Source organism: Cognataquiflexum rubidum (assembly GCF_022538115.1).
GTDB lineage: Bacteria > Bacteroidota > Bacteroidia > Cytophagales > Cyclobacteriaceae > Cognataquiflexum > Cognataquiflexum rubidum.
Window position 1 is genome coordinate 88896 of record NZ_JAKZAL010000002.1, and the last position, 18939, is coordinate 107834.

Here is an 18939-nt window from a genome sequence, read left to right on the forward strand (position 1 = left end):
GTCAGTAGCTTTTGGGACTATCCATTGGCAATACGATGACGAAATCCGCGATCCCTTTGGATTTTTCTTCCAATTCTTTTATACTTTCCTGTTCCACAGTGGAGATGGTCAGGATCTTGGTTTTTGGGTATGCTTTTTTCAGGCACCAAATTATTCCTTCATAATTGTTGGAATGGTACGAGCCGTTGATGTGGAGAATGGAATTGCCTTTTTCGAGATAATCAAATAAGGAATAAGCCATTGTAGCGTCCTTGACGGCTTGGGCCTCGACCATATAGTCTGCATTCATGCCGGAACCGTGCATCATGTCTTTCATGCCCACGTACCCCGGAAGTGTTTTGTCCACTTCTATCGGCAAAGGTGCAATGGATTTTTTGGCATCATCGGAAAGGCTGTCCAAAACCGAAAGCCCTTTTCTGCTGACCATGGAAGCATATTTTCGGGGAACATTGGTACCCACAAAAGGAATGTTGTTTTTCTTGGCAAAGAGCATCATCGGCTTGTAATCCACCTGATAGTTGTTCCAAAGCTTGGCTTCTGCTTCGAAATTTTTATCAGTCATTTTGCCTGCAAACCATTCCTCGATATTCAATTGGTCATCTCTTTCAAAGAATTCACCGGCAAGGATTACTTTATTGCCATTTTCCTGAAGGTTTTTCAAAAGCTGCAATTGTAGCCAATGGGCCAGGCTGTTGTTGTGGAGTTCACCGAAGAAGATGACCTCAGACTTCTTGGAGTCTTTGACAATATTTTCAAAAGTGACTTCCTTTCCCTTGCCATCAAAGATTTTATAAGGCTCTGTTTGGGCAAAAGACGCTTGGAATGCAATTAGGAATAAGAGGGCTAGGATTCGTGCTTTAAACATAATCTTCAGGATAGGTCACTGTCACCACGGAGAAATTGACTACGCCTCCGAGGGCAGGATTGTGTTTTTTGATGGTGACTATTACTGATTTGAGGTCAGGATATTCTTTAAGAATATCCAGTATCATAAGGTGGGAAAGGTGTTCCAATAATTTGACAGGCTCAAGCATATGTGCTTTGGCGATCTTGTACAGTTTGGCATAATCTACCGTGGAACGTAGGTCGTCATCCAACATTGCCTTGCGGAAATCAGTCTGCACATGAATGTCCACCGTAAACCTGTTGCCCAATTTGGTCTCTTCGGAAAAGACACCATGGTAAGCATGAAATTCGATACCTTCAAGCGATACTTTTCCCATCAATCAAACTGGTCAAAAAATGAACTACCTTTGTCAGGCTTTGCTTTGGGCTCGGTTGATTTTTCATCCTCTTTCTCTTCATCAGCTTCATCATCTTTGGAATTTTCCACTTCGGGTGCGGCTTCGGATTTTGGTTCTTCTACAGCTGTTTCAACTTCCTCTGCTTCAGATTGGATGGTTTCAACGGATTCTTCCTCTATGGTCTCGGCGACTTTTTCCTGTGATTGAATAGGGGGGATTTCTTTTGGTTCCTCGGGCAATACCTGCTTGGTAATCGGGGCCTCATCCATTTGTACTGAGGATATGTTTGCCAGGGTAAATGCCTTGGCCCTACTGAGTTCATCGACTATCTTGGCATGAACCTGCACGTTTACCTTTTTGAAGGAATCGTTTGAAGTCGTGATTTTGTCATCCAGATCTTCGGACAACCGCTTCATGTTTTTGAGGATAAGTTCCCTTTCTTTGATCAGTTTCTCATAGCTTTCAACAAGGCTTTTTACATTTTCCTTGAGCTCCTCCATGATCTGTTTTGCCTTTGTTTCAGCAGTTTCGATCAGATTTTGGGAATTTCTTTTCGCCTCATTGACCATTGAATCTGCATTGTGGTGCGCATCAGCCATGATTTCTGAAGCCGCGACACTAGCCTCTTCGATGATGCTGGCACCGGTATCTTCAGCTGTTTTTAGGGTTCTGAAAAGAGATTCTTCCACGTCTTTGAGTTTTTTTGCCTCCCGTTGACTGGTTTCAAGGGCCCTTTCAAGGTCTTTTTTCTCTCCCTGCAATTTATCCCATTCGTCTGCCAACACGCCCAAAAAAGCGGTTACTTCATCTTTGTCGTATCCCCGGAAGTTTTTTTCGAAGGACTTTTGGCTAATTTCTTTAGAGGTTATGTTCATGTTTTTCAAAATTCTAGGTTCCAGATGGAGATTTTTCTATCGTCGCTGATTGAGATGATGTTTTGGTTGTAACGGCTCCAGGCTACTTTGTTGATGGAGGTGCCATGACCTGCATACCTTGCTTTGTCGATGACTTTGAGGAGTTTATAGGATTCGGCATCCCATACTTTGATGGATTTGTCCATACTACAAGTTACAAAATATCTGCCATCTTCACGGAAGGCCAAATAATTTATAGCATAAAGGTGGGCAATTATGGTCTGTTTTAATTCATAATCCCCTGTATCCCAAATCTTAAGACTTGCGTCCCGGCCGCCGCTGATCAAGATTGAATTATTCGGATCAAAGGCCAGGGCAAAGACTGAATTGGTATGGGAACTGAGGTTGTGGATGGGTTCCAGAGAATTAAGGTCAAAAACCTTGATACTGTGGTCACTCAGGCCCGCCGCAATCTTGGTTCCGGCAGGATTGATAGCCAATACACGGACACTTTTTTCGGAGATTTTCAAATGTTTTTTGACGGCCCTAGTTTCTGTGTCAATGACGATGACCATGCCATCTGCAGTTCCCACAAAAATATTATTGCCCGCCACTTTGATGTCAAAAATGGATTGGTTTGTAATATTCAAAGACCAAAGTTCCTTTTGGTCCAATAGGTCAATCACATGGATTCCTTCAAAATTGTGCCCTAAAATCAACTGGTTTCTGTTTCGGTCCACTTCCAATGCATAGACAGAATGGTTGACTTTGGCTATAAGCTTTCCGTCCTTCGGATCCTCCAAATCCCATAAAACAACCATTCCATCTCCCGAACCTGTAAAAAAATACCTTGGGTCAGGAGCTTCTGCCAAGGCATAAATACAATCGTTGTGGCCGGTCAATGTATGCAATTTATTTACTTGGATTTTTACCATATTTTGCTGTGATTAGCACTTCTTCCCATAATGGGTCTATGCAAACAAAAATAGAAAAAATAAGTCCTTTATCTGCTTTGGCGGTAAAGAATATTGAGGAAGTCTCCCAAAATGGAACTGATTTTTTAAGCTTTAGGGAAAAACTTTCATTCGCCAATATTTCTCATCCTGAAAAAAGAATGGAGTGGAAAGGTGCGAGAATTGCCATCAAAGAAGCATTGGACTGTATAGCATTGCCTTATCCCGGATTTTACAAGGATGAAAATGGAAAATCACATTCTATGGATGGCTTTGGGCATGTGTCTATGACGCACACCAAAGGCCTGGCTGCGGCGATCTTTCACAAAGAAATGCCTGTAGGGATTGACTTGGATTATGTTCGGGAAAAGGTGGTCAGGTTAGGCCCCAAATTTCTCAATATTCATGAAATAGAATTCCTCGGCAATGATCCTCTTATCAATACCATTGCCTGGTCAGCCAAAGAATCCATCTTCAAATGTCAGGGAAGGAGGGGGGTAAGCCTCAAAAATAACATCCGCCTTTCTCCTTTCACCCTTCAGGATAAAGTCATCTACGGAAGAATTGAAAATACCGAATTTTCAGACCACCATTACCAGGTCAAAATCGAATGGCAAAATGATATTGTCCTGACTTATACGATCTGGTAGTATCTTTGTATGTATCTTTATTGTATCACGCAATTCATACCTGAAAATGAAAAAGATATTTCTATTCTTTCTATCGTTTATTTTGGTTTCATACTCCTTTTCCCAAAGGGTGGAAAACTTCCAATTGGTAGATGCAGTATCAGGCCAAGAATTTTCTTTGGCTTCACACGGGGAGGCCAAAGCCGTTGTATTGGTTTTTACAAGCCTCAATTGCCCATTTTCCAAATTGTATGAAGAAAGAATTTCCAGCCTGAATAGTCAGTTTGCCGGTGAAGGGTTCGTTTTTGCTATGATCAACCCCCATGTAGGAATCGAGGAAGAAGAAACCTCCGCCGGAATGAAAGCTAGGGTTGCCGAAAAAAAGATGTCGATTCCATTTCTTGATGATGGGAATCAGGTTGTTACCAAACAGTTTGGAATCACCAAATTGCCCGAGGTTGTGGTCATCACCCCCGGTCCAACGGGATTTGCGGTCGTCTATAGAGGTGCTATCGACAATAATCCCCAAATGGCAGAAAATGCAAATATCAAATACCTGGAAAGTGCCTTGACCGCTATCCAAAACAGGAGGTCTCCAAGTCCCTCCTCCAGCCGTGCCGTGGGCTGTAATGTCAAGCTGCGTTAACTTTCGCTAATCTCCAGGAGTTCTTTGATCTCTCCGGACTTTTCTACTTCCCCCAGTTTTTCAAAGGCGACAATCAGATTTCTCAGGACTCGGGTGATGATATCTTTGTTGGAGCAAGGTTCAAAGAAAACTTCCCTTGATTCGATATGGAGGTGCTCAAGGTAATTGACAATGTCTTTTCTTGAAAAAATCAGGCCTTTATTAAAAGCATTGATGTAAAATGAAGCATCGGAAGATTTGTAGGTTAAGACAAACAAATTGGGCAGATTGACACCATAAATGGGAAGACCGAGTTTTTTGGCCACCAAGAGGTAGATGGAACATAGGCTGATTGGATTGCCCTTTTTGGTTTCAAGGACATTGCTCAGCATGCTGTTGCCGGGGGAATGAAAATTCTTGGTATTGGCCGAAAATCGTAGGGAGTTGAATAGAACTCCGTTGATGATTCTGACCTGTTCGTATGGAAGAAGGTCATTTTTGAAAGCAGTCCATACTTCAAAATAAATCTGATGCATATCTGCATTCAGTTTCTCAAATTCCAGATCGGGGTATTGGTAGGTATTGATGATCCATAATCCGGTCAGGAGATCTTGGTCAGGGGAATTTTTCCAATCAATAAGCCTTTCCTTTAATTGCAAAAACTGGAGTCTGTGTACTAAGTCTTCAATCTCTTTTTGGATGGCAGGATTGAAACTTTCTTCCCACTTTTTTTCCAAAAACGGGATTACAGGATGTCCTATGGAAATCAGCTTGTCCAATACAAGGCTTTTCACCTCGCGGTCTGTATCGTCGAGCAGGGAAACCAGGGCATGAAGTTCTTTTTCACTGAGTTTTTCCATGGGCAAAATTGATATCCAATTTAATAAAATTTACAATGAATGGATAATAGAATCGGTTGTTTTAAAATTAAGACTTGATCGATACGCGCTTCTTTGCCAGTAACCCAATAATCCTTTTCAGTCAGGACGGAAGACCGAAGTCGGAAGACCGATGTACCGTGCATTTTAGTCCGGAGCCAAGAATTAAAATGGATATCCAATCAACTGGCATAATTGCGTATTTACATTTTAGCCTCTTTTCAATTATGACTTTTCTATACATGCCAAAAAAATCTCAAATCTCAAATCTCAAATCTCATGTCTTTTCTCTCGCTTCTCGTCTCTCGCATCTCGTTTCTAGCTTCTCAAAAGACTTACGTCTGTATCACCCCAACATTATACCGCTCGGTAATCGGTGCATGGTTGGCAGCTTCAATCCCCATGCTGATGACTTTTCTTGTTTCCAAAGGATCAATGACACCATCCACCCAAAGTCTAGCTGAAGCATAATAGGGGCTTAATTCTTCATTGTATTTGTCGGTGATCTCTTGCAACAATCTGGCCTCATCTTCAGGCTTGATTTCTTTGCCTGATTTTTGGAGGGTCGAAATTTTGATCTGAAGCAAGGTTTTGGCAGCCGAAGCACCGCTCATGACAGCCATCTGCGCTGTCGGCCAAGAATAGATCAACCTCGGATCATATGCTTTGCCGCACATGGCATAGTTGCCTGCACCATAAGAATTCCCAATAATAAAGGTGAATTTTGGAACAACCGAATTGGCCATGGCATTGACCATCTTGGCGCCGTCCTTGATGATGCCGCCGTGCTCGGCCTTGCTACCCACCATAAATCCGCTGACATCCTGAAGAAACACCAAAGGAATTTTGCGTTGGTTGCAGTTCATGATGAACCTCGCTGCCTTGTCAGCAGAATCGGAATAAATCACGCCGCCCATCTGCATTTCTCCTTTTTTGGTTTTGACTATTTTGCGTTGGTTTGCGACGATGCCGACAGCCCATCCATCGATCCGAGCAGTGGCGCAGATCAGTGTTTTGCCGTAGTCTTTTTTGTATTCTTCTATTTCTGAATTGTCCACAATTCTCGATATGATATCGATCATATCATATGGTTTGGCCCTGTCTGCAGGCAATATTCCATAAATTTCAGGTTCAGGTTTAGCAGGTTTTTGTGCTTCTATCCTGTCAAAACCTGCTTTTTCGAATGAACCTATTTTAGAAAAGATATTTCGGATGGCATCCAGGCATTCTTGGTCATTGGCGTATTTGTTGTCCGTGACTCCCGAAATCTCACAGTGGGTACTTGCACCGCCCAAGGTTTCATTGTCAACATTTTCTCCGATGGCAGCTTTGACGAGATAAGATCCCGCTAAGAATATGGAACCTGTTTTGTCCACAATCATCGCCTCATCCGACATGATGGGGAGATATGCACCACCGGCGACACAGCTTCCCATGATGGCTGCTACCTGTATGATTCCCATGGAGGACATCCGGGCATTGTTGCGGAACTGACGTCCGAAGTGTTCTTTGTCAGGGAATATTTCATTTTGCAGGGGTAGAAAAACCCCGGCACTATCGACAAGGTAAATGATGGGAAGCCGGTTTTCCATGGCGATTTCCTGGGCACGGAGGTTCTTTTTGGCAGTCATGGGGAACCATGCGCCTGCTTTCACCGTGGCGTCATTGGCGACGATCACGCACATCCTTCCGCTAACATATCCAATCCCGGTAACAACCCCTGCCGAGGGACAGCCCCCTTCTTCCTGATACATGCCATCCGCAGCCAAAGCGCCGATTTCCAGAAATTCTGAATTGGTATCCATCAGGTAATCGATTCTCTCTCTTGCCGTTAGCTTTCCTTTTTCGTGTTCTTTCGCTATCCGGGACTTGCCACCGCCAAGCTTGACAGTTTCTATTTTACTTTGAAGATGAAAAAGCAGCTGTTTGACCTGATCTTCGTTTTTTTTGAATTCACTGTCCATAAAGGCACTTGGGTTTAGTTTTCTTGTGATGCTAAAATAACTTAATTAACCCACAAGAATCAAATTGGATTTGGTATTTCCTTTTTCGAAGAGAATTAAAAAAAGTCTTTCTTGTAAAGAAATAAATCCAAATGCCTGGGTAAAAAAGTGCTCGGTTTTGAATTTATTTTTTAAACCACTGAAGGATAATTGTCAAATAAGCTTGGATTATTTCCCATTTTCAATCCCCAAATAACCAAATAATCAAATAACCAATAACCCAATAACCAATTTTACAACTCCTCAATTTCCTCCTTATACGCCTTCACTGACCTATAAATCGCTGAGGAAAGGTAGGTCTGTCCGTCTTTGGTGTTGAGATATTTTTCCTCGTTGGCATTGGAAAGGAAACCCAATTCGATAAGGACGCTTGGCATACTTGTCGTCCAAAGTACGTATAGCGGTGCCTGTTTAACCCCTCTTGAATACCTGTTGACACGGGTGCTGAAATCCTCCTCAACTTTGGAAGCTAAGGAGAGGCTATTCGACAAAAAAGCTTTTTGCATCAGGTTGAACATCATGTAGGATTCCGGCGACGAAGGGTCAAAACCCTCGTATTGCTCTTCAAAATTTTCTTCCAAAAGGATTACTGAGTTTTCCCTTTTTACGATATCAAAGTTTGCCTCAAAGTTTTTGGTACCCATCACAAAAGTCTCTGTACCGTAGGCAGCCCTGCTCGGTGCCGCATTGCAATGGATGGAGATGAAAAGATCCGCTTTATTTCTATTCGCGATATTGGACCGCTCTTTTAGCTCGATAAAAGTGTCTGTTTTTCTGGTGTAGATGACTTCCACCTCAGGCAGATTTTCTTTGATGTACTGGCCTACCTGAAGGGCTACCTTTAAGGCAATGTCTTTTTCTTTGGACATAGACCCGACAGTTCCGGGGTCTTTTCCACCGTGACCCGCGTCGATGACGATGCGTTTGAGTTTAAATTCAGGTGCTTTTGGGCCTGTAGCATTAAATCCTGAGAGCAAGAAAGAAATCGTCAGGACCGAAATAATAAGAATATTTTTAACTTTGGGGCGTTTCATGCGTGTTAATACTATTAACTTTGCTAAGGCAAATTTTACAAATTTTTAAATAAATTAAAATCACTAAGTGCGGAATAACCGGTTCCTTTGGCTTCTATTTTTGGTTTTGTGGGCATTGCCCCAAATGGGCTATTCACAAAAAAGAAGCCAAAGAAATCTAGAGAAGAGGATCATTGCCCCCGATTCTATCCTTACTACTCCAACGAGGAATCCTTCTGCTTTGGATACTTTGCCGGAAATAAAAAATGACACCATTCCCATTACCGACAGCACAAAGATAGCACCCCAAGGGGATATCCAAACGGAAATCAAGTATTACGCAGAAGATAGTATCATCACAGATTTTCAATCCAAAAAAGTTTTCCTCCACAAAGGGGCCTGGTTTGAGTATGGTCTCATCAGGTTGGATGCTGACCTGATCATCATTGATTGGGAAAAAAGCGAAATATTTGCTTCGGGGGTGACCGATTCCTTGGGGGCCATTGAGGGAAATCCCATTTTTAAAGAAGGGGCGACATCCTATGAAATCCGTAAGGAAATGCGGTACAATTTCAAAAGCCAAAAAGCCATTATCAAAGATGTCGTTACGGAACAGCAGGATGGATTGCTCCGGGGAGAGACCATCAAAAAAGACAAAGACGGCAGTATTTACCTTGACCATGGGTTCTATACTACTTGTACTCTCGCCGAACCCCATTGGCACATCAACTCCAGCAAGATCAAATCGATCCGGGGCAAGCAGGTCGTCACGGGACCTTTCAACCTCTATTTCAATGGTATTCCAACACCCTTTGGCCTTCCTTTTGGGATAATTCCCGACACCCCGGAAGAAAAAGCATCAGGAATTGTGTTTCCCTCCTATGGACAGGAACAGGTCAGGGGATTTTTTCTGAGAAACTTCGGCTACTATTTTGCTTTCAATGACTATGTACACACGAGGGTTACAGGCGATATTTTCTCCAATGGCGGTTGGGGTGCCAAAGCATCTACCATGTACAAAAAAAGATACCGCTACAGTGGAGCCTTCAATATAGATTACCAAAAATTCAAAAGCCCCGAAACAGAACTGAACCCGGTCGATTACAATACGATCTGGGTCAATTGGAACCATTCCCCCGAATCAAGGGGCAATTCACGGTTTTCTGCTTCGGTAAATGCCGGTACCTCCAACTACAATAACGTAGTGGTCAACCCCAACAACTTTGTTCAGAATGTAAAGTCTGAATTTTCGTCCAACATTTCTTACAGCAAGACTTTTTCAGGAACACCTTTCAGTATGTCTGCCAACCTGAGGCATTCCCAAAACATCCAATCAGACGAAGTCAATCTGATCCTGCCGGACATAGCGGTCAACATGAACCGACAAAACCCCTTTCAAAATGCCAAGTTTGAACCGATCAAGACATTAAACGTTGCCTGGAATTTCAACCTTCAGAATACCATCACAAACAGGATAACCCCACCTTTGGGCGTATCAAGCGAGGTAGTGGATCAGGGACAGGGGATCAGTCCTGACCAGAACATCATTCCATTCAATCTGGAAAACCTACCTTTATTGCTCAAAAATGCCAGCAATGGTGCCAAAAACACCATTCCGATTTCCTCCAATTTCCGCCTTTTCAAATACTTTACAGGAACAGCTTCAGCAAACCTGACCGAACTTTGGTACTTGGAAAAAACAAATTTCTTCTACAATCCTGTGGAACAAAGGGTGGATAAAATTTTGGAACCAGGCTTCAACAGGGTAACTTATTACAACACCTCCTTTGCCATGAATACCAACGTCTATGGTTTTTATAATTTTAAAGGAAGCAAAAAAATAGAAACCATCCGGCACCACATGCAGCCTTCTTTTGGATTTACATTCAATCCTGATTTTTCTGATCCATCATTTGGGTTTTACCAAATTGTGCAAACTGACTCCATGGGAAGGTCCCAATTCTTCTCAAGACATCAGGGTTTTGTTTTTGGGGGTGCGCCTTTGGGTTCATCCAAATCTTTAAACCTCAATATCAGGAATACGCTTGAAGCTAAATTGAAAAAATTCAGTGAATCAGGAGAAGCAGAGACCAAGAAAATCCCATTGCTTCAAACTTTGAATATCGGTACGAGTTACAATTTTGAGGCTGATTCCTTCCAATTGGCACCGATTAGAATGGATACCAGAACTTCATTTTTTGACAATAAATTGTCGCTCAACATCGCAGCTACCTTGGATCCATATGCGGAATTGGTCAAAAAAGATTCTGAAACCGGAGCGGTGACAGGACGTCGGGTCAACCAATTTGCCTGGAGAAGCGGTCAGGGAATCGGTAAATTCAGGAATGTCACCATGAATATCAACGGAAACCTCAATCCTGCCAAACAGGGAGGCCAAGCCGGCGAAATGAGGGACCAAATGACTGACGACTTTCTGCAACAGGGAGGACAGCTGAATGAGTTTGTGGAAAACGAAATCAACCAAATCATCAATGACCCCTCACAATATATCGAATGGAATATTCCTTGGTCTTTTGGTTTTGGTTTTAATGTAGCCTACTCTCAAGAGCCTGGCAGAAAGTCCAACATCACTTCAGCGGTCAATATCAACGGTGACCTGAGTATCTCCGAAAAGTGGAAAATCACTTACAGCGGCGGCTATGATTTTATGACAGCGCAGCTTACCCAATCCATGATAGGTTTGGCGAGAGACCTTCACTGCTGGCAGATGAATGTCAGTTGGATTCCTTTTGGCCGATTCACTTCCTACAACCTCGATATCCGTGTCAAATCGTCCATTCTTCAGGATTTGAAAGTTTCTAGAAGAAGGTCATTCTTTGATTAAGATTTATCGGAAATTGATTTTCGGCTATATGTATTTTTTGCTGTTTCGATTTCTTCACTTTACCCCTTATTTTTATTAACTTCCTTCCTATGAACGGAGGAGAAATCATCGCCCAAGTACTCCTAAACCACGGAGTCAAATTCCTGTTTACGCTATGTGGTGGACATATTTCACCGATTTTTGTTGGTGCTGAGAAAGCGGGAATCAGGGTCATCGATACACGACATGAAGCCACGGCAGTTTTTGCAGCAGATGCTGTGGGAAGATTGACGGGAATTCCCGGAGTTGTTGCGGTCACTGCGGGACCAGGCCTGACCAATACCATCACAGCCATCAAAAATGCCCAAATGGCCCAATCGCCTGTGATATTGTTGGGAGGTGCAGCCGCTACTTTGCTCAAAGGCAGGGGAGCGCTGCAGGACATTGATCAGATCAGTATTATCAAACCCATCGTCAAGTGGGCAGCCATTATCAAGAAAGTGAAGGATATTGGGCCGACTATGGAAAAAGCCTTTCAGATTGCAGCTGAAGGCGTCCCCGGACCGGTTTTTATAGAATGCCCCATCGACACACTCTACCCCGAGGCCATGGTCAGAGAGTGGTATGGTGCCAAAAGCAAATCAGGAACCCCATCCCTGAAGGACAAGGCTTTACAATGGTACATTGAGAGACATGCCAAGAAGCTTTTTGAGGACAACGACAAGACTATTTTCAATACCCATCCCGAAAAGTCAAAATTTCCGCTGCATTCTGATTCACAATTGGCGAAAGCTGCTTCCCTGATCCAGAAAGCCAAACGTCCGCTGATGATTTTGGGAAGCGGTGCCATGCTCCAACCCGAGTTGGCCGGGCAACTGGCCATAGCGATAGAACAAATAGGGATACCTGTTTTCCTCAGTGGTATGGGAAGAGGTTTGCTCGGGAGCTCAGGCAGGCTTCATGTCCGGCACAAAAGAAAGGAAGCCATCAAAGAAGCCGACTTGATTATTTTGGCAGGGGTGCCCAATGATTTCCGTCTTGATTATGGAAGCCATATCGGCAGCCGAAAATTCATTTCCATCAACAGGAGCGAGTCAGAACTTTTTCTCAACAAAAAACCCACACTCGCTGTCCAAGCTGATCCCTGTAGTTTTTTGGTAGCCCTTTCTGATCATTTGAAAGTCAACTTGCATGAATGGCAGGATACTTTGCGGAAGAGGGATTCGATGAGGGATGAGGAGATTGGCAAACAGTCTGAAGAAAACATTAATGGTTTAAATCCTTTGAAGTTGCTTTGCGAATTGGAGCATCAATTGCCCGAAAAAGCGGTTCTCGTGGCAGATGGAGGCGATTTTGTGGCGACTGCTTCCTATACTTTGCGGGCAAGACAACCTTTGTCATGGCTTGATCCGGGAGCTTATGGGACCTTGGGAGTCGGAGCAGGTTTTGCCATCGCGGCGGCTTTGGTCTATCCGGACCGGCCTGTTTGGATCTTGTATGGAGATGGGAGTGCAGGATACAGCCTGATGGAATTCGATACTTTCCAAAGACATGGATTGGCTATCACTGCCCTCATCGGAAATGATGCCTGTTGGACGCAGATTGCCAGAGATCAGGTGGAGTTTTTGGGTTCGGACTGCGCTGTGACATTGGATGCTTCAGATTATGAAAAGATACCTTTGTCCTTCGGCGTGGAAGGTCAAAAAACCGAGAGTTTGGAAGCTTTTGTATCGGCAGTGAAGCAGGCCATAACTTCAAATCAACAAGGTAAATCCTATTTGATCAATGCCATAATCGGGAAGACAGACTTTAGGAAAGGGTCGATTTCGGTTTGAGGGGGGTGGGAAGTTGGGAAGTAAGGAAGTAAGGAAGTCGGGAAGTGGGAGGTTGGGAAGTAAGGAAGTAATGAAGTCGGGAAGTGGGAAGTACGAAGTTGGAATTAGTTTAAGAAGTAAAAAGTAAAAGGTAAGAGGTTGGGAAGTCGGGAAATACGAAGCGGGAATTAGTTTAAGAAGTAAAAAGTAAAAGGTGAGAGGAACAAAGTATTATGTACCAAGTTGCAAGCTTACTAATTCGACAATTCGACAACTTGACAACGCGAAGCTGAAAACCCGACAACGCGAAGCAGACAACCATGACAACTATTATAACCAATATAACTACTAGAACAATTACAACCATTACAACCAAATATAACCATTACAACTCCAATCACTAAAAATCCTCCAATTCGCAGCTTACCAAAAACCCTCAAGAGTAAAAATTCATTGACAAAAAACCACTTTTTTATATTCCTTCTTTGTTTTACCTTTTGAAAATAGTCTTCATTGATCCTATCCACTATGAAAAAATCCTTTCCCTTATTCGTTCTTCTTTTGACCTTACCAACAATCCTTTTGGCACAGGGAAAGAAAGCGATCGATCTCGATGCTGTCACTGAAAAACATTTTCTCTCCGGTATCGGAATTCTCAATGACCTGGTTTCCATCCCCAACAACTCCAATAACAAGGAAGAGCTGGTTCCAAATATAGAGTGGTGCGAGGAAAACTTTGAGAAAAGAGGTTGGAAAATAGAACGCTTGGAGACGAAAGGTTTTCCTATGCTTTTGGCAGAAAAAACATTCCCAAAAGCCCAAAAGACAGTTTTGTTTTACTTTCATGTGGATGGTCAGCCTGTAGAAAAGAAGCGCTGGGATCAGGAGGATCCATTCAAACCGGTGTTGAAGAAAATGGAAAACGGCAAGTGGGAAACCATCCCAATGGAAACATTGGACTCTTCGTATGATGCTGAATGGAGAATTTTTGCCCGGTCTTCCTCTGATGACAAAGGTCCTTTGGCGATGTTTTTGACAGCTTGGGATGCCTTGACTCAAGAAGGAAACTCCCCCAATTACAATATCAAAGTCATTCTCGATTTCGAAGAAGAAATAGGTTCACCGAATCTGCCGGCTGCCGTCCTCATACACAAAGAAAAGTTGGCCGCCGACATGATGCTGATTATGGACGGGCCAAGACACCTGAGCAATGAACCGACTTTGAGTTTTGGGGCAAGGGGAATTTCTGAAATTACCTTGACGGTCTTTGGACCAAGGGCAGCCCAACACAGTGGACATTATGGCAATTATGCACCCAACCCAGCATTCCGTTTGTCTCAATTATTGGCTTCTATGAAAGATGATGAAGGGCGGGTGACCATCCCTGGATTTTATGACGGGATCAAACTAACCGAAACAGAAAAAGCCATTCTGACAAAGGTTCCCGATAATGAAGAGGCGATTAAGAAAAAACTTGGAATTGGTTCCACAGACAAAGTTGCCAGTACCTATCAGGAATCATTGCAGTATCCCTCGCTCAACATCCGTGGATTGGCCGCGGGAGGTGTCAGGGAAATGGCAACGACCATCGTGCCTGCCGAAGCCATTGCAGAGATTGACATCCGATTGGTGCCCGAAAGTGATCCCGAGAGGCTTTTTGCCTTGGTCAGGAAGCATATCGAAGGCCAGGGTTACCACATTCTGGACCATACGCCCACAGATGAGGAGAGGTTGAAATACCCAAAATTGGTCAGGTGGGAAGGAACCATTTCCTACAAAGCCTTCCGAACACCTTTTGATTCCGAACCGGGTATTTTTCTGAACAAAGCCATGGTCAGGGCTTTTGGCAAAGACCCGATCAAAATCCGCATCAGTGGCGGTTCACTTCCGATTGCTCCTTTTGTCGATGCGTTGCAAATTCCGGCAGTAACTGTGGTGACTGTCAACTCCGACAACAACCAACATGGCCCCAATGAGAACATCCGTTTGGGGAATTACAAAGAAGGTATCAAGACGGCGTTGGCGATTTTTACCCAAGAATTGTAGGAAAAGATGCGAGATTTGAGACTTGAGATGTGAGACATGGGAAATTTAGAATGCTGAATGAATAATGAAGAATTTTGGGATTCAACTACTATCATTAACAATGACGCGAATTTCTGGGTCGTCACACTGATCCGCCGCGGCGGAGAAGTGTCTCATTTAAGAGATTCTTCACCTTCGCAAGCTGCGGTTCAGAATGACGGAGGAGCAACCGTCATTACCATTTCTGAAAATTGGCAAAATGTTAAAGACTCAGAATGACGAATTCGAAAACCCGAAAACTCGATTACGAGAAGCAGACAAAAATTACAACAACTAGAACAATTACAACCAATCAGAGAGAGACCCTTCATTCCTCAGGGTGACGAATTCGAAAACCCGAAAACTCGATAACGCGAAGCAGACAGCCCGACAACGCGAAGCAGACAACAATTACAACCACTACAACAATTACAACCAACCCTAAGACAGATTCTTCGCTTCACTCAGAATGACATGAGAGACCCTTCGTTCCTCAGGGTGACGGACATGTTAAATATACCCCACCACCCAATAGACCGTAATCCCAATCCATTCTTTGAAAAGTCTATGCCACATGAAAATGGAATAAGGTTCAGGTTGGAGCAATTGTGGGATGCTGAAGCGGATATCTTCAGAATAATAATCCACCGGAAAAGTATCTGTCTGCAAACCTACTTTGTCAAAGCAACCTTTGGAGCGGTACATGTGAAAGGCGGAGGTGATCAGTAAAAATCTTTGGTCAAGGTCGAATCCGTTTTGAGTAAGAACCTCTTTGGAAAATGCTGCGTTTTCTCTCGTATTTTTTGCTTTGTTTTCTACCAAAATATCCTCATTTGGAACACCGGTCATGACCATAAAATCCCTTAGCATTTCAGCTTCAGTGTTGGAATTGGAGGGGTCAAGACCCTGTCCACCGGTGATGAGGATTTTTTTGATTTTGCCCAATTTATAGAGTTGCACTGCATGGGTGGCGCGGTCAGCGCCCTTATTGAAAAAAGTACGGTCCGAGGCTGTTTTGTTCAGGTTGGTCACGCCGGTCAGGACAATGCCGACTTCGTAATTGGGTAGCGTATCGAAGGCTTTGAAATCCGGTTCCCAAGTTTTCATGGCGAGGTTTGCCAAAAACTGATTGGAAAAAAAGAGGATTAGAATGATTCCACCTAACATCAATTTCTTGCTGTACTTCTTTTTGCGGAGCCAAAAACCTGAAATCAGTAAAATCAGGATGATCGTCAGCGGCATGGCCAAAAAACTCAGGAACTGGGAAAGGTAGAAGAACATGCGGATGGGTTTTTGGGAAAAAGATTAATCCAAAACTAGGGTTAGCAGGTTTGAATTGACGAATTTAATGATTCAAAGTTTTCAAAAGAAAATTATTGTGAAAAGAGCGGGAGAGTAGTTTTTAATAGAGGAATATAAGAATATTTCGCCCCTTCAGGGCTTTGGTTTGGATATTGTCTTATCCCGATGGGCTTCACCCATCGCTATGGTATTTCGCCCCTTCAGGGCTGAAAACGTGGGAATCAACAATATACCCATTTACCAATAATCAAATTCTCTGAGAAGGACATTTTTTGTTAAGATGAGTTTCTTATCACACTTCAGTTAAACAATTAAACAGTTAACCATATAATCAAATAACCACTAACCGATTAACCATTAACCAAATAACCAATCACCAAATAACCAACCACTCACCACCCCTTATGCAGATTATTGTAGTACTTAATTTTTTCATTGAGGAGTTTGTAATCCAATTTGCCTTTCAAATCCTTCAGGTGTTCGATGATGGCAAGCGACTTATTGAGCCGTGAGTTGGTGTTCTTGACTTTGGTAACGATGTATATCAGTCCCCGCTGCTTTCCTTTGGTCAGGGCATAGAAATACCCGCTTCCCACCTCATCCTGATCTAGGAGTACCTGCATTTCTTCGGGCATATCATGGCCATATTCGGAGTTGTCCTTTTCCAAGGTCATGGTGATTTTGTCCCCCTCCGCGATTTTGAGCTTTTCCCGGTTGGGCTTATTGAGCAGGATATACCAATATTCCTTGGTCTTCATCAAGGCAGCAGGGAAGACGGGGATTCCTTCCAAGTGAACCCTAACCCGCCTGTTGTCGCCATCGATAAACTGCGCCGCAATATCCTCCGGAACAGGCAGGTGAAACCTCCAAAGGTTGGTATGGAAATCTTCCAAAGTGGATAAAAATGAGATCATTTGAGGGAAAATTTTTCTCTAAATATCGCAGTTTTTCGATTAAATTAACAGCATGACAAATGATCCCAAATCCAATTATTCGGTCTCCAAGACCGCTACTACCAAGCTCAATGACCGTAGCAACGGAAAACCATTACAGGCAATGTCTGAAGCGGATTGGGATTTTTGGGTCCATAATGGCTATGTGATTATCAAAAATGCCGTTCCAAAATCTCAGGCAAAAAAGTTGGTGGATTTCCTATGGGAATACGAAGGGAAAGACCCGGAAAACCCGGAGTCCTGGTACCGAAAAACCAATCCCGATATGGAGATGAAGGAATTGGTCAATACCGGGATGGTCGAAATCTACCACCACCAATTCCTGTGGGACAACAGGCAGACGCCCAAAGTCCATCAGGCTTTTTCGGATATCTGGGGTACCGAAAAACTGTGGGTGACCATCGACCGGGCCAACCTGAACTTTCCCATCCGGCCCGGATTTGAGTACAAGGGTTTTATCCATTGGGACTATGACCCCGAGACCAAACCCCAAAATGTGCAAGGTGTCCTTGCCCTCGCTGACCAAACCGATGAAGATATGGGAGGCTTCCAATGTATCCCCGAACTTTACCGGACTTACGATACCTGGAAACTTGCCCAACCTGCCGACCGCAATTATTTCCAACCCGACACTACCGGATTTGAACTGACCAAAGTCAAATTGGAAGCAGGTGACTTGCTGATCTTCAATTCACTTTTGCCACATGGAATCCGTGCCAACAGGAGCAAGGACAAAGTCCGCATCGCCCAATACCTCTCCATGATGCCTGCCGAACCCGAAAATGAATCCCTCCGTCAGTGGCGCACCCACAGTTGGCAAAGCCGCGAAGCGCTGAAAGGCTATGCCTTTCCAGGCGATCCTTTGCAAAGGGAAAAACAGCATCCTGTAGCGGAATTGACAGATTTAGGGAAGAGGTTATTGGGATTGGAGGAATGGTAGGGGAAGTGGGAAACGGGAAGTACCAGTTACGAAGTACGAGGTGGGAAGTAGACACGAGATACGAGAGACGAGATGCGAGAGCCGAGATGAGGGAGAAGTGAGAGGTTAGATAGCTGAATGGTAGCCCAGAGGCGGAGTATGGGTGGGAGAGACACGGAGTATCCCTAGGGGAAGGTGGGGGGAATCATCACGGGTCTAGGGATTTACTGTTGGAAATCCCTAGGTTTGGGACTGAGGGAAATCATCTGAAATTCGTTAGATCATGTCCTGTAGGAGGGTTTTAAATCAGCCTGATAAGGCTTTTGAGTCTGAATAAAAAACCCATTTCATGGCTTCCAATGTGATTTTCGGAATGATATTCCTAAATTTAATTTGTTGTCAATCACAAGGTTTAAATTTGAGAATATGAAGGTTCGGCTTTTTCTTTACTTGCTACTTGTGCTTCATCTTTTTCTGGGTTTGGGTGCATTGTCCGGAGGTGGAATGCTGGTCCTCCAACCGGATGGTTCCTTACTCGGTATGGAACCGGGATGGCTTGCTCAATCGCCATTCAGTTCCTACCTCATACCCGGTTTGTTACTCTTTATTTTTAGCGGTTTGCTTCCATTGTTTTCCTTTCTTGGATTACTCCTCAAACCTGAATGTCGATGGGCCAATGCACTCAATGTCTACCCAAACAGGCATTAGGCCTGGACATATTCCCTGTATTCGGGCATTATTGTGATTACCTGGATTACTGTTCAGCTGGTCATGACCCGGTATTTTTGGTTGCAGCCGGTCATGATTTTCACCGGTCTGCTGATTGTTATTTTCACTTTGACACCTTCCATCATGAAAAGATTT

17 protein-coding genes are annotated in these 18939 nt (G+C 43.6%); 8 read left to right on the forward strand and 9 right to left on the reverse strand.

Going from position 1 to position 18939, the window contains the following annotated elements:
* Position 1 precedes the first annotated feature (1 nt).
* From MMU05_RS02700 to MMU05_RS02715, 4 genes are read right to left on the reverse strand one after another with little or no spacing between them, the layout of a single operon-like run.
* Positions 2 to 865 (reverse strand): ChaN family lipoprotein, encoded by an 864-nt coding sequence (locus MMU05_RS02700; RefSeq protein ID WP_241140127.1) that lies wholly within the window; start codon positions 863 to 865, stop codon positions 2 to 4.
* Entirely contained in the window at positions 858 to 1223 is a 366-nt protein-coding gene (folB, locus tag MMU05_RS02705; RefSeq protein ID WP_113924281.1) for a dihydroneopterin aldolase, read from the reverse strand. The genes MMU05_RS02700 and folB overlap by 8 nt, the downstream gene beginning before the upstream one ends.
* Positions 1223 to 2119: a DivIVA domain-containing protein gene (locus tag MMU05_RS02710; protein WP_241140128.1), complete on the reverse strand. Its 897-nt coding sequence runs from the start codon at positions 2117 to 2119 to the stop codon at positions 1223 to 1225. The genes folB and MMU05_RS02710 overlap by 1 nt, the downstream gene beginning before the upstream one ends.
* Positions 2120 to 2124: 5 nt before the next feature.
* On the reverse strand, positions 2125 to 3033 hold the full coding sequence (locus tag MMU05_RS02715; protein WP_241140129.1) for a WD40 repeat domain-containing protein: 909 nt from the start codon (positions 3031 to 3033) through the stop codon (positions 2125 to 2127).
* A 38-nt stretch (positions 3034 to 3071) separates the two neighbouring features.
* Here MMU05_RS02715 and MMU05_RS02720 point away from each other — a divergent pair, with 38 nt between their 5' ends.
* Positions 3072 to 3701: a 4'-phosphopantetheinyl transferase family protein gene (locus MMU05_RS02720; RefSeq protein WP_241140130.1), complete on the forward strand. Its 630-nt coding sequence runs from the start codon at positions 3072 to 3074 to the stop codon at positions 3699 to 3701.
* Positions 3702 to 3747: 46 nt separating this feature from the next.
* Positions 3748 to 4326, forward strand: a complete 579-nt coding sequence (locus tag MMU05_RS02725; protein WP_241140131.1) for a thioredoxin-like domain-containing protein — start codon at positions 3748 to 3750, stop codon at positions 4324 to 4326.
* Here the strand turns inward: MMU05_RS02725 and MMU05_RS02730 are convergent.
* The 3 genes from MMU05_RS02730 to MMU05_RS02740 form a co-directional block, all read right to left on the reverse strand.
* Positions 4323 to 5165: a transglutaminase-like domain-containing protein gene (locus tag MMU05_RS02730; protein ID WP_113924286.1), complete on the reverse strand. Its 843-nt coding sequence runs from the start codon at positions 5163 to 5165 to the stop codon at positions 4323 to 4325. The genes MMU05_RS02725 and MMU05_RS02730 overlap by 4 nt on opposite strands.
* Positions 5166 to 5518: 353 nt before the next feature.
* Positions 5519 to 7147, reverse strand: coding sequence for an acyl-CoA carboxylase subunit beta (locus MMU05_RS02735; RefSeq protein WP_241140132.1), 1629 nt, complete (start codon positions 7145 to 7147; stop codon positions 5519 to 5521).
* 272 nt (positions 7148 to 7419) lie between these two features.
* A complete protein-coding gene (locus MMU05_RS02740; RefSeq protein WP_241140133.1) occupies positions 7420 to 8220 on the reverse strand; it encodes an N-acetylmuramoyl-L-alanine amidase family protein in 801 nt (266 codons plus the stop codon).
* A 67-nt stretch (positions 8221 to 8287) separates the two neighbouring features.
* On the opposite strand from MMU05_RS02740, the gene MMU05_RS02745 reads away from it, so the two are divergent.
* The 4 genes from MMU05_RS02745 to MMU05_RS02760 all read left to right on the forward strand — a co-directional run bounded on the left by MMU05_RS02745 (position 8288) and on the right by MMU05_RS02760 (position 15141).
* Positions 8288 to 11044, forward strand: a complete 2757-nt coding sequence (locus MMU05_RS02745) for a putative LPS assembly protein LptD (RefSeq protein WP_418884457.1) — start codon at positions 8288 to 8290, stop codon at positions 11042 to 11044.
* An 89-nt stretch (positions 11045 to 11133) separates the two neighbouring features.
* On the forward strand, positions 11134 to 12858 hold the full coding sequence (locus MMU05_RS02750; RefSeq protein ID WP_241140134.1) for a thiamine pyrophosphate-binding protein: 1725 nt from the start codon (positions 11134 to 11136) through the stop codon (positions 12856 to 12858).
* Positions 12859 to 13365: 507 nt separating this feature from the next.
* Positions 13366 to 14883, forward strand: a complete 1518-nt coding sequence (locus tag MMU05_RS02755; RefSeq protein ID WP_241140135.1) for a M20/M25/M40 family metallo-hydrolase — start codon at positions 13366 to 13368, stop codon at positions 14881 to 14883.
* A 57-nt stretch (positions 14884 to 14940) separates the two neighbouring features.
* Positions 14941 to 15141 (forward strand): hypothetical protein, encoded by a 201-nt coding sequence (locus tag MMU05_RS02760; RefSeq protein ID WP_241140136.1) that lies wholly within the window; start codon positions 14941 to 14943, stop codon positions 15139 to 15141.
* A gap of 270 nt (positions 15142 to 15411) precedes the next feature.
* Here MMU05_RS02760 and MMU05_RS02765 read toward each other — a convergent pair whose 3' ends face one another.
* Together MMU05_RS02765 and MMU05_RS02770 are read right to left on the reverse strand one after the other, a co-directional pair.
* Positions 15412 to 16182 (reverse strand): YdcF family protein, encoded by a 771-nt coding sequence (locus tag MMU05_RS02765; protein ID WP_241140137.1) that lies wholly within the window; start codon positions 16180 to 16182, stop codon positions 15412 to 15414.
* Positions 16183 to 16595: 413 nt separating this feature from the next.
* A complete protein-coding gene (locus MMU05_RS02770) occupies positions 16596 to 17117 on the reverse strand; it encodes a YdeI/OmpD-associated family protein (RefSeq protein ID WP_241140138.1) in 522 nt (173 codons plus the stop codon).
* A 52-nt stretch (positions 17118 to 17169) separates the two neighbouring features.
* On the opposite strand from MMU05_RS02770, the gene MMU05_RS02775 reads away from it, so the two are divergent.
* Both MMU05_RS02775 and MMU05_RS02780 read left to right on the forward strand, forming a co-directional pair.
* The gene (locus tag MMU05_RS02775; protein ID WP_241140139.1) at positions 17170 to 18096 is read left to right on the forward strand and encodes a phytanoyl-CoA dioxygenase family protein; all 927 of its coding nucleotides are present in this window, start codon (positions 17170 to 17172) and stop codon (positions 18094 to 18096) included.
* Positions 18097 to 18501: 405 nt separating this feature from the next.
* Positions 18502 to 18783, forward strand: coding sequence for a hypothetical protein (locus MMU05_RS02780; protein WP_241140140.1), 282 nt, complete (start codon positions 18502 to 18504; stop codon positions 18781 to 18783).
* Positions 18784 to 18939 lie beyond the last annotated feature (156 nt).

Bases quoted from the DNA above. Each gene is read 5' to 3' on its own strand.
- MMU05_RS02700 (WP_241140127.1), bottom strand. From the start codon at position 865: ATGTTTAAAGCACGAATCCTAGCCCTCTTATTCCTAATTGCATTCCAA.
- folB (WP_113924281.1), bottom strand. From the start codon at position 1,223: ATGGGAAAAGTATCGCTTGAAGGTATCGAATTTCATGCTTACCATGGT.
- MMU05_RS02710 (WP_241140128.1), bottom strand. From the start codon at position 2,119: ATGAACATAACCTCTAAAGAAATTAGCCAAAAGTCCTTCGAAAAAAAC.
- MMU05_RS02715 (WP_241140129.1), bottom strand. From the start codon at position 3,033: ATGGTAAAAATCCAAGTAAATAAATTGCATACATTGACCGGCCACAAC.
- MMU05_RS02720 (WP_241140130.1), top strand. From the start codon at position 3,072: ATGCAAACAAAAATAGAAAAAATAAGTCCTTTATCTGCTTTGGCGGTA.
- MMU05_RS02725 (WP_241140131.1), top strand. From the start codon at position 3,748: ATGAAAAAGATATTTCTATTCTTTCTATCGTTTATTTTGGTTTCATAC.
- MMU05_RS02730 (WP_113924286.1), bottom strand. From the start codon at position 5,165: ATGGAAAAACTCAGTGAAAAAGAACTTCATGCCCTGGTTTCCCTGCTC.
- MMU05_RS02735 (WP_241140132.1), bottom strand. From the start codon at position 7,147: ATGGACAGTGAATTCAAAAAAAACGAAGATCAGGTCAAACAGCTGCTT.
- MMU05_RS02740 (WP_241140133.1), bottom strand. From the start codon at position 8,220: ATGAAACGCCCCAAAGTTAAAAATATTCTTATTATTTCGGTCCTGACG.
- MMU05_RS02750 (WP_241140134.1), top strand. From the start codon at position 11,134: ATGAACGGAGGAGAAATCATCGCCCAAGTACTCCTAAACCACGGAGTC.
- MMU05_RS02755 (WP_241140135.1), top strand. From the start codon at position 13,366: ATGAAAAAATCCTTTCCCTTATTCGTTCTTCTTTTGACCTTACCAACA.
- MMU05_RS02760 (WP_241140136.1), top strand. From the start codon at position 14,941: ATGAATAATGAAGAATTTTGGGATTCAACTACTATCATTAACAATGAC.
- MMU05_RS02765 (WP_241140137.1), bottom strand. From the start codon at position 16,182: ATGTTCTTCTACCTTTCCCAGTTCCTGAGTTTTTTGGCCATGCCGCTG.
- MMU05_RS02770 (WP_241140138.1), bottom strand. From the start codon at position 17,117: ATGATCTCATTTTTATCCACTTTGGAAGATTTCCATACCAACCTTTGG.
- MMU05_RS02775 (WP_241140139.1), top strand. From the start codon at position 17,170: ATGACAAATGATCCCAAATCCAATTATTCGGTCTCCAAGACCGCTACT.
- MMU05_RS02780 (WP_241140140.1), top strand. From the start codon at position 18,502: ATGAAGGTTCGGCTTTTTCTTTACTTGCTACTTGTGCTTCATCTTTTT.